General features: G+C 34.5%; 7 protein-coding genes and 1 CRISPR repeat array (1 of these 8 cut by a window edge). All 7 genes read right to left on the bottom strand.

Features of this window, described 5'->3' with window-relative positions; translation table 11 throughout:
• Positions 1-25 precede the first annotated feature (25 nt).
• The 7 genes from cas1b to cas6 all read right to left on the bottom strand — a co-directional run bounded on the left by cas1b (position 26) and on the right by cas6 (position 7,822).
• Complete coding sequence (cas1b, locus tag OTJ99_RS11785; protein ID WP_045166100.1) at positions 26-1,006, bottom strand: type I-B CRISPR-associated endonuclease Cas1b; 981 nt, start codon at positions 1,004-1,006, stop codon at positions 26-28.
• 5 nt (positions 1,007-1,011) lie between these two features.
• Positions 1,012-1,527, bottom strand: coding sequence for a CRISPR-associated protein Cas4 (gene cas4, locus OTJ99_RS11790; protein ID WP_045166099.1), 516 nt, complete (start codon positions 1,525-1,527; stop codon positions 1,012-1,014).
• A 46-nt stretch (positions 1,528-1,573) separates the two neighbouring features.
• Positions 1,574-3,757 carry a CRISPR-associated helicase/endonuclease Cas3 gene (locus OTJ99_RS11795; RefSeq protein ID WP_045166098.1) on the bottom strand — a complete coding sequence of 728 codons (2,184 nt, stop codon included), beginning with the start codon at positions 3,755-3,757 and terminating at the stop codon, positions 1,574-1,576.
• Positions 3,758-3,764: 7 nt separating this feature from the next.
• Positions 3,765-4,448, bottom strand: coding sequence for a type I-B CRISPR-associated protein Cas5b (gene cas5b, locus OTJ99_RS11800; RefSeq protein ID WP_045166097.1), 684 nt, complete (start codon positions 4,446-4,448; stop codon positions 3,765-3,767).
• Positions 4,449-4,452: 4 nt separating this feature from the next.
• Entirely contained in the window at positions 4,453-5,421 is a 969-nt protein-coding gene (gene cas7i, locus OTJ99_RS11805) for a type I-B CRISPR-associated protein Cas7/Cst2/DevR (RefSeq protein WP_045166096.1), read from the bottom strand.
• On the bottom strand, positions 5,414-6,970 hold the full coding sequence (cas8a1, locus tag OTJ99_RS11810; RefSeq protein ID WP_045166095.1) for a type I-B CRISPR-associated protein Cas8b1/Cst1: 1,557 nt from the start codon (positions 6,968-6,970) through the stop codon (positions 5,414-5,416). Before cas8a1 ends, cas7i begins: the two co-directional genes overlap by 8 nt.
• A 63-nt stretch (positions 6,971-7,033) precedes the next feature.
• Positions 7,034-7,822 carry a CRISPR-associated endoribonuclease Cas6 gene (cas6, locus tag OTJ99_RS11815; protein ID WP_045166094.1) on the bottom strand — a complete coding sequence of 263 codons (789 nt, stop codon included), beginning with the start codon at positions 7,820-7,822 and terminating at the stop codon, positions 7,034-7,036.
• A gap of 464 nt (positions 7,823-8,286) precedes the next feature.
• A CRISPR array of direct repeats spans positions 8,287-18,082; the repeat unit is 29 nt; unit sequence GTTTACATCCCTAATAGTTCAGATAAAAC; it runs 2,442 nt beyond the window's last position.

Genomic DNA, 18,082 nt, shown 5'->3' on the forward strand with positions numbered 1-18,082 from the left:
GTCATCCGTTACGTTCAAACTAATTCTACCACCATGCTTTGAGTGGAGAGTAAACCTGATCACCTATAAAATGTTTTATCAGCTTGTAACACTCGAGTCTTATAAACCCCTTATAGGAAACATTTCTATTTAGCTGTCTGTGACGAACTGTAGTCTCAAGCTTGCTTTGGAGCTCTTTTATGAATATCTTTCTTCCCTCTTGGTTCAGATAACAATAATTCAAATCCTCATCAAAATGTTCAAGGCTAAGTTGATGGTTGTTGAGAAGTTTGAATATTACAGTGTCAACAACCAACGGCTTGAAGATCTCAGAGATGTCAAGGCTTAGTGAAAATCTTTTTTCACTTGGTTCATGCAAAAAACTTATGCTCGGGTCAAGCTGTGTGTGGTAAATCTCTGTTAAAACTGTGCTGTAAATTAGGCTGTTCCCAAACGAAATCAAAGCATTTATCGGATTTGTTGGTGGTCTTTTCTCACGCTTTTCCATATAGAAATCTTCTGGCAAAAATTGATTGAAGGAGGAATAGTAAATGTTCCTCACCCTTCCCTCAAGTCCCATAAGTTCTGATATGCTTGAAATGTTAAACTTGCCATTCTCCCATTCATCGTCAATTGCGTTCAAAAAAGCCTCTGCTTCTTTTCTTTCTCTCAAATTTCTCATCATATGATAAACTGCTGATTCAACAAAGCAATATGCCAAGAAAATTCTCTTTTCTCTATCAAGATAATGGAGAGCCTGCCGAACAACAACATCTCCAGAAACGTTTTTTTTGCGTGGCATAAAGCTTCCTGCATAAAAGCCATAATAGTTGTAAAAGTGAAGAATTATGCCGTATTGAGAGATATAATTCAAAGCCTTGGTATTCAAGTCAACCTCTCCAAAGATGTGTATCTGTTCAACATTTTCAATATCAATTGACCTCTTTTCATTTTCTGTCTCAAAGTAAAGTGTGTTGTCTTTTCTGCGAAGTCTTCCGTTCGAGGTTATGTAAAGTGTTTTTTGCATTAGACTTACCCCCAGCAAAATTCAAAGTATGCACAGGACTTGCATATCTTTTGTTTTGTAGCCGGCGGTGGAGCTATCTGAGAGGTTATTTTTTCTATCTCGCTCAGTGCCTGTTTTACTTTTTGCTCATATTCAGGTGTAAGCTGTAAGATTTCTTTCCTGCGTTCTTTCGGATAGTTAATTATACCCTGCTTTTCTATCCCTTTTTGTTTTAGATAGTAGAGATAATACATAACCTGCATTATATCTGCCTCTTTCATTTTGCTGCTGTACTTTACCTCTCTCACTGCCCCATCTGAGACAATGTCAATCATTATAAGATTGTCTATTAAAACTTCTTTTGCATCTTCCTTAGGATAAGAATACTCATGCAAAACCTTGCCAATCAGGACCTTGTCAGACTGATTTTCAAATGTGATGTTTTTGCTAAAAAGCCAGAGCTTTCTTTTGCAAACATAAAGGTAGTTGATTTTAATACCCTGGAATTTGAGGTCTTGCAGTTCTTGAAGTTCTTCTGACATTTTGAAAGATCACTCTCTTTTTATCAAAATATCATATTAACCTTTTTTACATCAGCTCAGATGAAATTACCCTGTCATACTTGATGCCTGTGTTGCAGTCATAGTCCAGATTTAAAATATAGATATCTTTCATATAACTGCATGAAGAAATGTAGTTTTTTACTTTATAATACGGAACTTCCACAATGTATTTTGAAATCTTATCATATATCTTTGCTTTTGCAATTAGATTTTTTTCGTTTGTGTACATTTCAAAAAGTTTCTCTTTTTTTCTGTAGTACCTTATAGGAATTGCCTTTACATTAAAAATATCTCTCAAATTAGAATGAACTTCATACTTATTGAATTCTCCATCTATAATGCTGTCTAATAAAGCCAACGTTTCCTTAAATTCTTTATAGTACTTCGTATCCCTAATATTATCTATTGAATACAACCTCTTTACAAGGTCCATTTTTTGTTGTTCGAGTATAACATTGCCATCAAACTCTTTAATCATTTCAAAACTGGAAAGATGTATCTCTCTATCATAAACCCTTCCAATCCCCGAAACATTTTCAGTATAAACAAACACATTTGGTTCCTCACTCCTATATTCTCTTTTTCTGAAACACCTTCCCATTCTCTGAAAAAGACTATCCAATGTAGAAAGTTCCGTAAAAAGAAAATCAAAGTCAATGTCAAGTGAAGCTTCTACAATTTGTGTAGATATCCAGATTCCTTTATCATATCTTTCTTCAAACCTTTTTATCATCCTTTCTTTTATCTGTCTGTGTTTTTGGATAAACTGGGAGTGGATAACCCCAACTTTCATTTCTGTTCTTTCTCTTAGACTCTCAAAAAGCTCAAGTGCTTTGCTGATAGTGTTTGTAATTATCAAAACCTTACCTTTCTGGGCATGACTAATAATGTTTTCCACATCACTACTTATATCCTTTTCTACAATCTTTATTCTGTGTCTTACTACAGGTGAAAAAAAGACCGCTTTTTCAAAACTTATTCCTTTTTGAAGAAGATAATCCTCGTAAATCTGCGGTAAAGTTGCAGTCATAATCAAAAATTTTGTCCCGAAACAGTTCAACATCTCAAGCCCTTTGAGAATAACAGCTCCAATTGATGGGGAATAACCTTGGATTTCATCTACTATAACCTTGGAATATGCAAGAGTTGCCAATATCTTTTCATATCCCTTATATTTAAATGGAAAACCAAAAATCTGATCAATGGTTGTTAAAAGAAGCTGTTTTGAAAAATACCGCGATCCTTGATATATTGAAAAAGCAAGATTTTCATCATCTTCTTCGCTCACTATATAGTGAAAACTGGTTGAATGTAAAAGTCCAATGTTTGATATCTCTATGTTATCTTTAAGTCTTTTAAACATTGCATTCAAAGCAGCTCTCATTGGGAGAGTAAAGAACACTTTTTTATCCCCTGCCCATATCAACGCTGCCTCAGTTTTTCCACTCCCTGTCGAAGCAACAATTATTAAATTTTTATCACCCTTATCCAAAACATACTTTTGAAGCTCTCTCAGATTATTGAAAGATTTAAGAAGATATCTGGTTGTGATTTCCTTTAAGTTTTGTCTTTTCATGTCTTCAATCTCTATATGTGCAGAGGCACAATGGTCAAGCCTGACCAGCAACCCTTTTAAAATTACATAAATCAATAATTCTTCTTTATCTTTATCTTTCCACCATGACAACATATTCGACGGAGCAATATATGAATAGTACCTTTTATTGAGATTTTCGACTTTAATGCTTAATTCCTTTTCTACAAGTTCTCTTTTTTCATCCAAATCTTCCTTGATAGCCTGAAGAATATACTCATAAAGTGTTGCGTCAAGCACTACATTTCTTTCATGATGAAAAGCTATCGCTTGTATAAAAGCTTTTTTATAATCTCTATACTTTTCTAAAACTTCTTTTGAAACAAAAGCCGGTGAAAGGTAAGAATGAGGTATGTCATTTTTGAAACTCGTCTTTAAAACTTCCTTTCCAACGCTTTTTCTTATGACATTTTGAAAAGGTGTATATGCTTTCCCACAATCGTGATAGATACACACATCTTTCAACATCTCCCAAAATACATTTTTTGCTTTATTTGGAACAATATTTTCGATTTGCTCCCCATAGACTTGCCTTAGTATTTCTAAATTATGTAGCAACCTCTCGGTATGTTCTTTTAAGGTTTCTTCAGGTCTTGATTTTGCGTATATTCTCACCTTTTTATCACCTCATAAGTGGATAAAATACAGCAATATCGCCTTCTTCATCTAAGTAAAATTTACCTGATTCAAAAATCCTCCCCTTTTCTACATATTTTACTAAAGCTTTATTCCATTTTCTTTTTCCATTCTCCAATTCATAGCTGTAATTGACAATGTAGTTGATACCACTTACCTCAAGATCTTCCAAATAACTTGATGGCATATAGATGTTGTTCTTTAGAATATACGGTTCATCTAAGTCTTCAAAATCAACAAGTTTTAGCTCAACAAACTTTAAATCGGTCACTATTGCCAAATCCTCTCTCCTGCCAAGACTGAGATATTCATTTGGGGCAGTTAAACGATTATAAAGATTTGTTAAAACTTTTTCATCAGGATAAAATACATGAATAATTAAATTAACATTGTAAAGCAAATTAACGTTTAGGGGCATTGTAGTAGCATTCAGATCATCTTTGTAAAATAGCATTGTTTGATAGTTATTCACTATACATTCATAGGTACCCTGAACAGAAATATGAAAGGGAAAAAATTCTTTTGCATCTATCAATTTGTGAAACAATCCTTTTACTGTTGAATAAGGTGGCAGAGGATAAGTTTCTGCCACCTTTAAAGCAAAAGGCTTTTTATAGCATGCTGTTTCTTGAAATATTTTTATCTTTAAGACATTGCTTAATGTCTTCATTTTTTTAGTCCACCTCATAAAACTCTTTTATTTTCTTTTTTATAATATCAAAATACTCTTCAATAGACAAAATACCATTTGGAACCAATGTATCAAACTCATCTATATTTTCAAATGTTCCTGCAACCGCTCCTATCAAAGTGTTCTCTCTAACAACCTTGCCCTGTGGCAGTTTCAAATTGAGCATCTCTTCAATTGGTCTTTTGTCAAGGTAGTATTTCCCCTTTTGAGCGTTTAGTTTGATTCTGCTAAGGAAAAACGGATGAACAATGTCATAAACTCCTCCAATGATAAACAGGGGAGATAAATTCTCTAATCTGCCGCGTATATTTCTGTTGAGTAGTTTTACTATATCCAAAAGCTGGACCACCCTTTGGTAGCGTTCTTTATTGTCAATTACCTGCGGTGGTTTTTCGTTTTCATCAACCCCTACCCTTGATAAATCAATAGTAATTGTGTAAGTATAAAAAGAGGTGTGATGCTCAATATTAGCAATATTTGCGTTTTCTCCTATTCTATCAGCAAGACCTTTATTGGTCAAAAACTCTAAATCGCTTTTATAGGGCTCAAGCGAAATTGCATGTGAAAGTCTTACAACTGCTGGTCTTGAAATGCTTCTCTGTGTTTGATTTTCAGCACTTTCATTATTTTCCTCACCCTTCTTCTTTTTGGTAGATTTCTTAGTTTTCATGTACCCAAACAAATCCATCTCAACCGAATCCTTTATAGAAACATCACTTCTAAACTGCACTGTCCCTTGGGTTTTGTCAACAGTTTGTAAGTTCCATCCATACCATTCATGACCTAATCTGACTATATCATATCTCAAGCACTGCCTTGAAGCAAAAGTATATACAGTACCATCTCCTCTTGTAAATTTTTTGAGCTCTGAAAAATTTGCAAAACCTTCTCCATAATTTAAACTGCTTGCTTTAAAGACTATCGTTGACGTAAAACCTTTTGTGTTATTCATCGCTCACTTCCTCCTCATTTATCTTTTCTTGGATTTTGCCCTCTTTAGAGATCAAGCCTGCTACAAACGCCTGAACTATAGAATCTGGGTCGACATTAAATGGATTGAATATCTCAAGAAAAACAGGCGGTATAGGTTTTTCGGCGTTCATAAAAACTCTTATTATAGTGTCCATTACTAATTTATAATCACCTGTTTTTGATGCATTAAGTAACTTATAAGCCACAGAAGGTAACTTATTTGCCTGTTCTTTTCCCTCATAATAACTTGCTATCTCGACACCACAGTTATATACCTCTTTTAACTTTCCATAAATCATCATTTCATCTCCTTTTTTTGGAAAGGATTTTTCATTTAAGCCTTTATAATCCTCAAGAATGCACTTAATCTTAACAGCCAAAAAAACGTCTTTCATCAGCTGAATATCATCTTTTCCTCTGACAATTCGAAACAATTTTTCATAAATGAGCTCATCTAAGTTTTGATTTTTTAAAATTCTGTCAACAATACAATCCCTGAAATTGAAATCATCGAATTTTCTCAAATCACTGCTAAAAGGAGATTTTGTGAAAAACTCTGCTAAATATCTTGGAAACCCAAAGTAATAAACTTTGCTTTTTTTGGTAATAGCATTTTTCTCTCTATATACTGCATTGAACTCCACCACTAATATGCTTTGCAATGTCCACACTGCTTTGTTTTTCAAGTATCGTGAAATATCTACAACAAGACTTCTAAAAAGATTATCTCGTGATAACCTTTTATTTTTCAGTGAATCATTAATTGATAACAATTCACCAACTGTTGTATCCAAATTGATAAATACCTTTAACTTCTCCTCTCTTTTGTCTCCACTCGGCAAGTACCATTGGTAACTTATCTCAGACACACCAGCTGGAGCAAATAAAAAGAGAAGAGAACAAAGTTTACAAATAGGCATACTCTTCTGCCCATTCCAAGAAAAGTTAAATGCCACATCATGGCTCAAAGCTAACGGCAAAAAACTTGTTTCATCAAATTGCTCACCGATTGCAGGCATCCCACAAAAAATACAAAAGTCAAAATTCTTAGCATCTTTGAAAGTTTTTATAGTTTTAGAATTTAACTTATAGTTTTTGTGCTGCTGGTAAGCACTGAAAATTAAATCAATGTCATTTTTGTTTTTAAGGTTAAAGCCATTTTGCCAAGCAAACAAAAGAACTTTAAGAGGCTCAATGTGAACGTTTTTAAAGTATTCTACATGGTCCTGAAGCGTTATACAGCGGGCAGAAACATTAGCAAAGGAAGCCTGCCCAATAAAGTTGTTGCTTAAATCTCTTTTAAAATCTTTCAAAAAGTCTTCTTCTGAAGTCCACTTATAGTCCGGTCGTGTTTGATAATCATTTTTAAAATAATCAAAATAACCTTGAGGTAGATCGTCAAGATACTTTTCGTCAAACTCAACATAGTTATCTTTAATGTTTATTGGAAGATTTAAAAACTTAAAAACTCTTATTAACCCAATAATCCCTATGTTATAAAACCAGTCATTTAAGTAAATTTTTATCAATATATTGTCACCTCGTTTACAAAGCATTTTAAAGGTTTTATTTCTCACTTACATTCCTGTAACTTACTTTGCCACCTCAATAAAACCAAATCCTTGTCCACGCCTAAAGCCAAGACCGTTTAGATAAATCTCTTTTAAATCATCTGGATGTCCTGATAGTTCAAATATACCAGAAAAACCTGTAAGATACATAATCTCTTTGCCAGTATTCTTCTTAAACTCTGAAATCTTGTGCTTTACTACAGTTTTTTTAATATTTATTGGTTTAAAACTAATTTTCTTATGAAGCCCCATATTTTGTCCGCGTAAAATTCTTATATTTCTTATTTGGAAATCAATTACATCATTTAGAATCTCTTCAAACCCTTTATCATAAGGCAAAACGGGAACTTTGTCATCCCCCTCTTTTTTTTCAATCAGTACTGGGGAAAATGTCTCAAAAGTCATGGTTGAAGAAAACTGCTCAGGTTCTCTGACAAGATACATTTTTTTGAGAGTTATTTCAAGACAACTATCAGAAAGTTTATGAGGATACAATTTGTGGTTAACAAGACTATTGTAGATATTTACAAAAAACTCATAATCTGAAGTCGAAATATTCAAAACTATATCGCCTTTGAACAGCACTTTATCGTTTAAAAAATTCATATTTGGTAAATTTACTGCAAAAACAAAAGGCTTCTGCCATTTATTCTTCTTATCCTCCCAACAGTAAAGCTTATTGAAATAATCTTCATTGTACAAAGATAATGCTTTCTTTAAAAAACCCATAAAAAGTGTTCTGTAATAAACAGGAAGTTCCTTGGTCTCCTGCTGGATATTGTGAACTTCAAAAATAAATTTTGCTCTCATCTCAAACAATCTCTCCTTTTTTAAGTAATTCTTACATCAATCTGCACTGATTATTATATTTCGACATTAACTGTAAAAATCCTTCTTCTCAAAATAAATTTTTTACCCAATGCTGGAACTGTAAAAGGATTATTCACATTATTGATAGATAAGATAAAATGATGTTTATAAAGAGATTAAAGGAACTGCCTTAACAAAGCTTATATTCCTAATAGTTCAGATAAAACGAATACTTATGTAAGGCTTTGCCCAGAAGAACTTTGTGCTTACATCCCTAAATAGTTCAGATAAAACTGGACAGCAAGAATGAAATATGCACTGAAGAAAGTTGTTTACATCACTAATAGCTCAGATAAAACCTTTACCATTAACAGTAACAACATCTGTTGCTGCCAGATTTATATCCCCCTAATGGTTCAGATAAAACTTGACCTTGCTGGCGACCTCACAGCTGGCATTGTGCGTTTTACATCCCTAATAGTTCAGATAAAACTTTATTTTCTAATTCTTCATTGAGTTCTTTTATAATTGTTTACATCCCTAATAGTTCAGATAAAACTGAAAGCAAACCACAACTTATTAACGCTGAACAACTTAGTTTACATCCCTAATAGTTCAGATAAAACACAAGTTAGCAAAGAAGAACTTGCTGTATTTTGCGTGTTTACATCCCTAATAGTTCAGATAAAACATTATATCCTTTTGCATGTGCACCGATAGTATCAATGTTTACATCCCTAATAGTTCAGATAAAACAAGAAAAGAATGAGAAAATCTTACATTGAATACGTCTATGTTTACATCCCTAATAGTTCAGATAAAACTCGCCAGCCATTGCAAAGTCCACTCTTTTGCGCACGTGTTTACATCCCTAATAGTTCAGATAAAACCTTTTGACAAAAGAAGCGTGCTTCCTCTTCTAAGCGTTTACATCCCTAATAGTTCAGATAAAACCCAAGGTATCATCTTCATGTCAAAACAGTTTGGTGTGTTTACATCCCTAATAGTTCAGATAAAACCTCTTAGAGCTACCAATTTTCCTACCGCAAGCTCAAACGTTTACATCCCTAATAGTTCAGATAAAACAAGACAAGAAGGTACAAAAATAACAATCTTTGTTAAGTATTTACATCCCTAATAGTTCAGATAAAACAGTGTTCGCTGCAACGAATCCTGATAGTCCATATCACGTTTACATCCCTAATAGTTCAGATAAAACCGTTCACAGATGGCATTTACAAAAGGGCTGGGCTGGAATGTTTACATCCCTAATAGTTCAGATAAAACGATGAATAACGAATTGGGGCAACGGTGTTGCGCTGTTGTTTACATCCCTAATAGTTCAGATAAAACTTACACCTCAAAAAAACAAAGCACCCCAGCTCAGCGCGTTTACATCCCTAATAGTTCAGATAAAACGGTTTTCGCTGACTTCGATAAAAGCCAAGCACTGCTGTTTACATCCCTAATAGTTCAGATAAAACTACTCTGCAGCTTCTGCGTTTGCTCTGTTAACATCCTGTTTACATCCCTAATAGTTCAGATAAAACCCCATTTAGGGTTGGCAGTGTGGTTGCTGCCATGAAGTTTACATCCCTAATAGTTCAGATAAAACATGTTCGTCGGCACTTTTGGAACAGGAAAAACTCATCGTTTACATCCCTAATAGTTCAGATAAAACTACAAGCTGTAGCCCGTGCCTGTTGTAGCCTACCTTTGTTTACATCCCTAATAGTTCAGATAAAACATGAATGAGCGAGATAGAAGAAATCAAAGATGCAGCGTTTACATCCCTAATAGTTCAGATAAAACTCCAGTTGCACCCTGATACGCTGTCTTGTTCGCAGCGTTTACATCCCTAATAGTTCAGATAAAACTTTCATTTTACTGTAACAAGCACGCTTCAACACATTCAAGTTTACATCCCTAATAGTTCAGATAAAACTGATACAAACAACACTACCAGCTGATACAAAAATTAGACGTTTACATCCCTAATAGTTCAGATAAAACGCTTCTGAGGGTTATCACGATGATACCGTAATGGCCTGTTTACATCCCTAATAGTTCAGATAAAACTTGAAAAACAGTTGCAAAGGGACAACGAGAAAGATAGTTTACATCCCTAATAGTTCAGATAAAACCCCAAAGGGAAGGCTACAAAGGGTAGGTGTGGAGTGTTTACATCCCTAATAGTTCAGATAAAACTTGCAGCATGTTCCCAAACTCCTTCTCTATCATCGTTGTTTACATCCCTAATAGTTCAGATAAAACGGTTTTTGTAACGACAAACCCAGATAGCCCTTACCACGTTTACATCCCTAATAGTTCAGATAAAACTACCAGTTGTTACAGCAAGCAAAAATGGAATATAAATGTTTACATCCCTAATAGTTCAGATAAAACTTAGGCAAACCGTTCCCCAAACCGTTACCCAAACCGTTGTTTACATCCCTAATAGTTCAGATAAAACTCATACTTGTTCGCATCAAATAACACCAGCGGGGCACGTTTACATCCCTAATAGTTCAGATAAAACAAAGTAAGCTCAAAACTTTTCAATGGAGAGATAAGCGAGTTTACATCCCTAATAGTTCAGATAAAACCCAGAGTTTTAGAGTGCAAGTGATTTAGAACAATGCGTTTACATCCCTAATAGTTCAGATAAAACTTTCCCAATCAAACTTCGCCACATCATCTCACCACCTGTTTACATCCCTAATAGTTCAGATAAAACCCCCCTTAAACGTTGAATTTTTGTTTAAATTCCTGCAGGTTTACATCCCTAATAGTTCAGATAAAACCAGGGGAAATCACAAAGACAAGCACCAGTTGACACGTTTACATCCCTAATAGTTCAGATAAAACCAAGCATACTTAAAACGTCAGCCAGTTTTTGTACCATGTTTACATCCCTAATAGTTCAGATAAAACATAGCTCAGGGGGTACCTGAGGGCTACCGAAATATGTGTTTACATCCCTAATAGTTCAGATAAAACTACAAGATAGACAAAAATAAAGACCAGCCCTATTGTTTACATCCCTAATAGTTCAGATAAAACTTCTATCATAGCCAGCAGTAGTAATTGCAATAATCAGGTTTACATCCCTAATAGTTCAGATAAAACCAAGTATCCGCTGCGTCAGTGTAAACTTGAAAGCTTACGTTTACATCCCTAATAGTTCAGATAAAACCTGAATAGTGCAGTTTACTCGCAATTAGCATAAATTTGTTTACATCCCTAATAGTTCAGATAAAACCTGGTCGTAACGCTGTAACCTCTCTAATTCACTGTCGTTTACATCCCTAATAGTTCAGATAAAACTTTCTTGAAAGAACCACCGATAACCAGCTTAAATCCGTGTCGTTTACATCCCTAATAGTTCAGATAAAACGGCTGGTTTGATGTGTAGCCTCTTTTTTACATACCAGGTTTACATCCCTAATAGTTCAGATAAAACTGTTGGCCAAATACGATACCCAAGGAAGTCAATTCCCGTTTACATCCCTAATAGTTCAGATAAAACAGTGAAAGGTTAGGCCATAGCAGTATTTCAATAACGAGTTTACATCCCTAATAGTTCAGATAAAACGAGGTCTCCCTATCGGGAATTTGACTTCCCAGCTATGTTTACATCCCTAATAGTTCAGATAAAACGAACGCTCAGGGGCAAAGCGACGGCAGCCCGGGCATGTTTACATCCCTAATAGTTCAGATAAAACGTATAATAGTAAGTGAAAAGAGCAGGAAAATAAAAAGTTTACATCCCTAATAGTTCAGATAAAACGGAATAGTCAGTACTGGGTTAAAGAGATGCAGGAATTGTTTACATCCCTAATAGTTCAGATAAAACTTTTTAGGATAATAAGAGACCTAAAATCAAAAGGTGTTTGGTTTACATCCCTAATAGTTCAGATAAAACTGGGTACACCCAAATATACTGCCAAGGTTTGTAATAACTGTTTACATCCCTAATAGTTCAGATAAAACTTCCAATTGTGCTTTCAGCCTGTTCAATAATCTTTGGTTTACATCCCTAATAGTTCAGATAAAACTATAATCCAGAGCGAACAAGGCAATATGAGCAATTAGTGTTTACATCCCTAATAGTTCAGATAAAACTGAAAAAACGGCAAAAAACGCTGAAAAAGCAAAAGAAGTTTACATCCCTAATAGTTCAGATAAAACTTTTTAAGCTTATCAATCAACTTTTCAATAATCTGAGTTTACATCCCTAATAGTTCAGATAAAACTGCGGATTATAGCAACATTCAACACAGTTTAAATCGTTTACATCCCTAATAGTTCAGATAAAACGTGGTTTTAAACCTGCATAACGATATAAGCTTTCTGGGTTTACATCCCTAATAGTTCAGATAAAACCCCCATTCTCGTTCAAAGTTCCGTCTGGTTCACGAATGTTTACATCCCTAATAGTTCAGATAAAACACTGAATGGTTTTACCGACAACAAATGAAACAGGTTTGTTTACATCCCTAATAGTTCAGATAAAACTACAAACTGTCGATGATAAATACGCTTCATGGCATTGGTTTACATCCCTAATAGTTCAGATAAAACAAAGAAGGAGGTATCAAAATGATTAAATGTACCTGGTTTACATCCCTAATAGTTCAGATAAAACTCCAAATAGCACAAAGCAGAAAGAAAAACCCAGAAAAAGTTTACATCCCTAATAGTTCAGATAAAACGGGCGTCGTGCCCCGCTTTTTTTGTTGCTGTTCTTGGTTTACATCCCTAATAGTTCAGATAAAACTAAAGCTTGACGAAATGCTAAAAGCGGCAATGAAAGTTTACATCCCTAATAGTTCAGATAAAACTAGCAAAGAACGAAGGAAAAACAGTCAAGTTTAGAAAGTTTACATCCCTAATAGTTCAGATAAAACTATATACCTATGCAATCTCTTTCTGCGCCCACCAATGTTTACATCCCTAATAGTTCAGATAAAACAATCAGACCAGAAGCCTTGGTAGTAATTACAGCTAACGTTTACATCCCTAATAGTTCAGATAAAACGTTTTCTCTACCCCTACATAAGCCAAGCGTCAATGCTGTTTACATCCCTAATAGTTCAGATAAAACTTATTAATTCATCAACTGTTTCTTCAAACCAACTATTTGTTTACATCCCTAATAGTTCAGATAAAACGCCTGCTGCCTGTCCAACTTGCCCAGCTTTCAAAACCGTTTACATCCCTAATAGTTCAGATAAAACTCAGCGTTATTATGATGACTTAAACAACCTCATAAAAGGTTTACATCCCTAATAGTTCAGATAAAACTGATATAGAGCAAAGCTAATTTTTTTATAAGCGTTTTCGTTTACATCCCTAATAGTTCAGATAAAACAAGAATCGTAAAACAATGAATTACACTTTTTTCTCCGTTTACATCCCTAATAGTTCAGATAAAACAGGAGACGATACAGAACATGACCCATATGCTGAAATGTTTACATCCCTAATAGTTCAGATAAAACTAGAGCACAAAAAAGATTACTTCAAACTTCAAGCAGCAAGTTTACATCCCTAATAGTTCAGATAAAACTAAAGAGTGTGAAATAAGTCCCAGGACTTTCTATTATGTTTACATCCCTAATAGTTCAGATAAAACAAGAAATTGATGAGCCTTTGTCAATCCTCAGGCACGTGTTTACATCCCTAATAGTTCAGATAAAACGCCAAGAATAAAGCGTTTATAAAACAAGCCTGTGTGTTTACATCCCTAATAGTTCAGATAAAACAATTTGAACCGCTTGCAAGTGAAAGTCACAGTCTCGAGTTTACATCCCTAATAGTTCAGATAAAACGTAGCTTGCTATGAGATAAGCTAAAATTGCAAAGACAAAGTTTACATCCCTAATAGTTCAGATAAAACTCGCTATGTTTAAGCTGAATGTAGTCTTTCCCATAGCGTTTACATCCCTAATAGTTCAGATAAAACAATCGCTTAATGTCTTTTTGAAATCTTTTAGTGATATGTTTACATCCCTAATAGTTCAGATAAAACCGCCCCGCCCACGCCAACTGGGTTTGCTGTATACTGCGTTTACATCCCTAATAGTTCAGATAAAACCTTATAATGATTAACATTACCAGACGTTACGGGATTTGTTTACATCCCTAATAGTTCAGATAAAACAGGGTTGGAAAAAGAGGAAAAATTTGAAGTAAGACAGGTTTACATCCCTAATAGTTCAGATAAAACACGATGTTTATTTCAATTTACATGACACAGGTTGGGCATGTTTACATCCCTAATAGTTCAGATAAAACTTGCGGACTCATAGGGATAGACGAGAAAACATTAATTGTTTACATCCCTAATAGTTCAGATAAAACTTAACTTTGTCACAGACTCCCTGTTGTCAATGAAAATGTTTACATCCCTAATAGTTCAGATAAAACTAATATATGAGATAACCGAAGATGGAGGTTTAACACGTTTACATCCCTAATAGTTCAGATAAAACCATACAACTTTAAAAACATTACAGCAGATGCGATTACAGTTTACATCCCTAATAGTTCAGATAAAACGAAGGTGCAACGATACAGTTTTTCCTTGTTCGCATCAAGTTTACATCCCTAATAGTTCAGATAAAACTTACCTTTTTCATTCGACAGAATACGAATTCCGACTGGGTTTACATCCCTGATAGTTCAGATAAAACGCAAATCAAAGTATCTAAATCTTTGAGAATAAGATAGTTTACATCCCTAATAGTTCAGATAAAACTACAATCTGCTGTGTCGCAAAATTGATTAGCCCTTCAGTTTACATCCCTAATAGTTCAGATAAAACTATATATAGCAACAGGTTTTGCTGAGTTCGATATAGTTTACATCCCTAATAGTTCAGATAAAACTTGGAGCTCATGTATACGGTCATAATGCGTACAGTGTGTTTACATCCCTAATAGTTCAGATAAAACTTTAAACGTTCATAAATGCCTCGTATTTTAACGAAAAAGTTTACATCCCTAATAGTTCAGATAAAACCTGTTCCCAATCGTCAGGTACCGGATTATCAAATTTCGTTTACATCCCTAATAGTTCAGATAAAACATATAGCCTTGCAGTCGATTCTTTCGGCGATAAGATGTTTACATCCCTAATAGTTCAGATAAAACAGCAGATTAGGAGTGGAAAGCTGCAATTAATACCGTAGTTTACATCCCTAATAGTTCAGATAAAACCCAGCCATATGTTTTCTTTTTGGACCAATGTGAGCCGTGTTTACATCCCTAATAGTTCAGATAAAACTATATATTGCCTTTCTGCCCCTGCAACAAAAATACAGTGTTTACATCCCTAATAGTTCAGATAAAACTAATCTATGAATGCTAAAAACTCTTTTTCTCGAAATTCGTTTACATCCCTAATAGTTCAGATAAAACTTTGTGAAAAATTAAGTGTTGACAAAAGAATCTATGGTTTACATCCCTAATAGTTCAGATAAAACTAGAAGCGCATAAAAGCCTTTAGAAGAGCAAAAAAGAAGGTTTACATCCCTAATAGTTCAGATAAAACGTTTGTAGAGGCGACGCAGGACGAGGTTTTATTTGGGTTTACATCCCTAATAGTTCAGATAAAACTAATAATTACTATCACTGATACAAAAAAGTAAAAGAAGTTTACATCCCTAATAGTTCAGATAAAACTATAAACCACCAGAAAAAAATGTTTTAGAGGTTAGCCGTTTACATCCCTAATAGTTCAGATAAAACTATGACCTGCCGTATGCGATTGTACAGCATGAACGTGTTTACATCCCTAATAGTTCAGATAAAACCATTGTCTTTTGTCATTGCAACAATACCTGCTTGAAAGTTTACATCCCTAATAGTTCAGATAAAACTTCAGGAAGCAGTTTTGAAAGCGTTGAAACTATCTTTGTTTACATCCCTAATAGTTCAGATAAAACAAGATTGCGATATACGTAATAACGAGTGACACACACGTTTACATCCCTAATAGTTCAGATAAAACCAAAGCCGATGAGTTAGCGACCATTATAGTTGAAGAGGTTTACATCCCTAATAGTTCAGATAAAACATACGATTGCGGTCCAAGTGGGCAGCTAATTTTGCTTGGTTTACATCCCTAATAGTTCAGATAAAACGTTTTGGATTTTCCACTTGCTTTTTTCTACAAACCAAGGTTTACATCCCTAATAGTTCAGATAAAACTGAACTATATAAAACAACTCAACGCCTTCTGTGATTGGTGTTTACATCCCTAATAGTTCAGATAAAACGTATATGGACAACTATAAGTGTAGGTGGGTTAAATATAGTTTACATCCCTAATAGTTCAGATAAAACTGGCGTATATTCCCATTCAACGTCCTGCCAATAAAAATGTTTACATCCCTAATAGTTCAGATAAAACATTATCTACCCAAATTTGAACTTTATTCGAATCTAAGTTTACATCCCTAATAGTTCAGATAAAACTCCTCAGGGGCACAAGTTAGTGTACTTTTCAGCAATGTTTACATCCCTAATAGTTCAGATAAAACCAGACGCTGCAGACCAGTATATTGCAAGTTTGTATGTGTTTACATCCCTAATAGTTCAGATAAAACCATTTGAAGAAAACAAGGGGTTGTATGAGCAGTATATGTTTACATCCCTAATAGTTCAGATAAAACAAGGTCTTTCATAAGCAATGCATTGCAGTTTACTGTGTTTACATCCCTAATAGTTCAGATAAAACTCATTCTTCATTACCTGCCTGTGTAAAATTCTGTGTGTTTACATCCCTAATAGTTCAGATAAAACCTGCTTGTGGCGTGCAGGATATAAGTCAGAACTGTCGTTTACATCCCTAATAGTTCAGATAAAACAACCTCTATATAGTTAGCAATTTGCCCCCAGCGAACGTTTACATCCCTAATAGTTCAGATAAAACGAAATTGACTGTGGTCCGAGCGGAGAAATAGTTTTGCGTTTACATCCCTAATAGTTCAGATAAAACGTCAAAGAGTTAAACAGGTTGGTAAGACAAAGGATTTGTTTACATCCCTAATAGTTCAGATAAAACTCGGAGTTGGACGGCCAGCTGGCCGTCTGGTCAGGTTTCACGTTTACATCCCTAATAGTTCAGATAAAACTAGGCGAATTCAGTAAGAACTATATACTCTTTAACAACGTTTACATCCCTAATAGTTCAGATAAAACAAGGTTTTCTCAAACCCTATAAAAGCCAAGCACTGCTGTTTACATCCCTAATAGTTCAGATAAAACATGGTACTAGCAAAGTTAAAAATCATAAAGTAGTAAGTTTACATCCCTAATAGTTCAGATAAAACAGATAATGCAGAAAACGAAAGGAGACCAGCGAGCATTGTTTACATCCCTAATAGTTCAGATAAAACAAGCTTACAGGCTTAGGGCTATGGATAAAGGACATGGGTTTACATCCCTAATAGTTCAGATAAAACAAAGGAACTTGTTGTACGAAAAAGTTACATGACTATAGTTTACATCCCTAATAGTTCAGATAAAACGTAACACAGAAATATACTACCAGGGCGGTGTGTTCCGTTTACATCCCTAATAGTTCAGATAAAACCCGGCACTAAACCGGTGAAACCTGACCAGACGGCCCACGTTTACATCCCTAATAGTTCAGATAAAACATACAAATCTCCAATTCGTATACGATATGCTGCGAACGTTTACATCCCTAATAGTTCAGATAAAACCAACGTTTGGCAGTTCTGCATTGCTAAACACAACAACGTTTACATCCCTAATAGTTCAGATAAAACAAAAGAAACACATGCTACTTATCATGAGGTATTTTAGGTTTACATCCCTAATAGTTCAGATAAAACCTTGTCCAAATTCTTCATTTTTGAAATCCAACACCTTGTTTACATCCCTAATAGTTCAGATAAAACTTGTTCCTTGCCTGCCAAAACATTAGATATCGGATTTGTTTACATCCCTAATAGTTCAGATAAAACCAGCTATTTTGCGTTTGACCGCTTCCTTGTCTTTTTCGTTTACATCCCTAATAGTTCAGATAAAACTCAAGAACACTTAAAAATGTTTTGAACTAAAAATAATGTTTACATCCCTAATAGTTCAGATAAAACTCAGGTACTCGACAATGCTCAGTTCGCAAACGCTAAGTTTACATCCCTAATAGTTCAGATAAAACCAAGAATAATGAAACTTAAGAACACAGAGATAATAACGTTTACATCCCTAATAGTTCAGATAA

This window comes from Caldicellulosiruptor naganoensis, from assembly GCF_026914285.1.
Lineage (GTDB): Bacteria > Bacillota > Thermoanaerobacteria > Caldicellulosiruptorales > Caldicellulosiruptoraceae > Caldicellulosiruptor > Caldicellulosiruptor naganoensis.

Bases quoted from the DNA above. Each gene is read 5' to 3' on its own strand.
- cas1b (WP_045166100.1), bottom strand. From the start codon at position 1,006: ATGCAAAAAACACTTTACATAACCTCGAACGGAAGACTTCGCAGAAAA.
- cas4 (WP_045166099.1), bottom strand. From the start codon at position 1,527: ATGTCAGAAGAACTTCAAGAACTGCAAGACCTCAAATTCCAGGGTATT.
- cas5b (WP_045166097.1), bottom strand. From the start codon at position 4,448: ATGAAGACATTAAGCAATGTCTTAAAGATAAAAATATTTCAAGAAACA.
- cas7i (WP_045166096.1), bottom strand. From the start codon at position 5,421: ATGAATAACACAAAAGGTTTTACGTCAACGATAGTCTTTAAAGCAAGC.
- cas6 (WP_045166094.1), bottom strand. From the start codon at position 7,822: ATGAGAGCAAAATTTATTTTTGAAGTTCACAATATCCAGCAGGAGACC.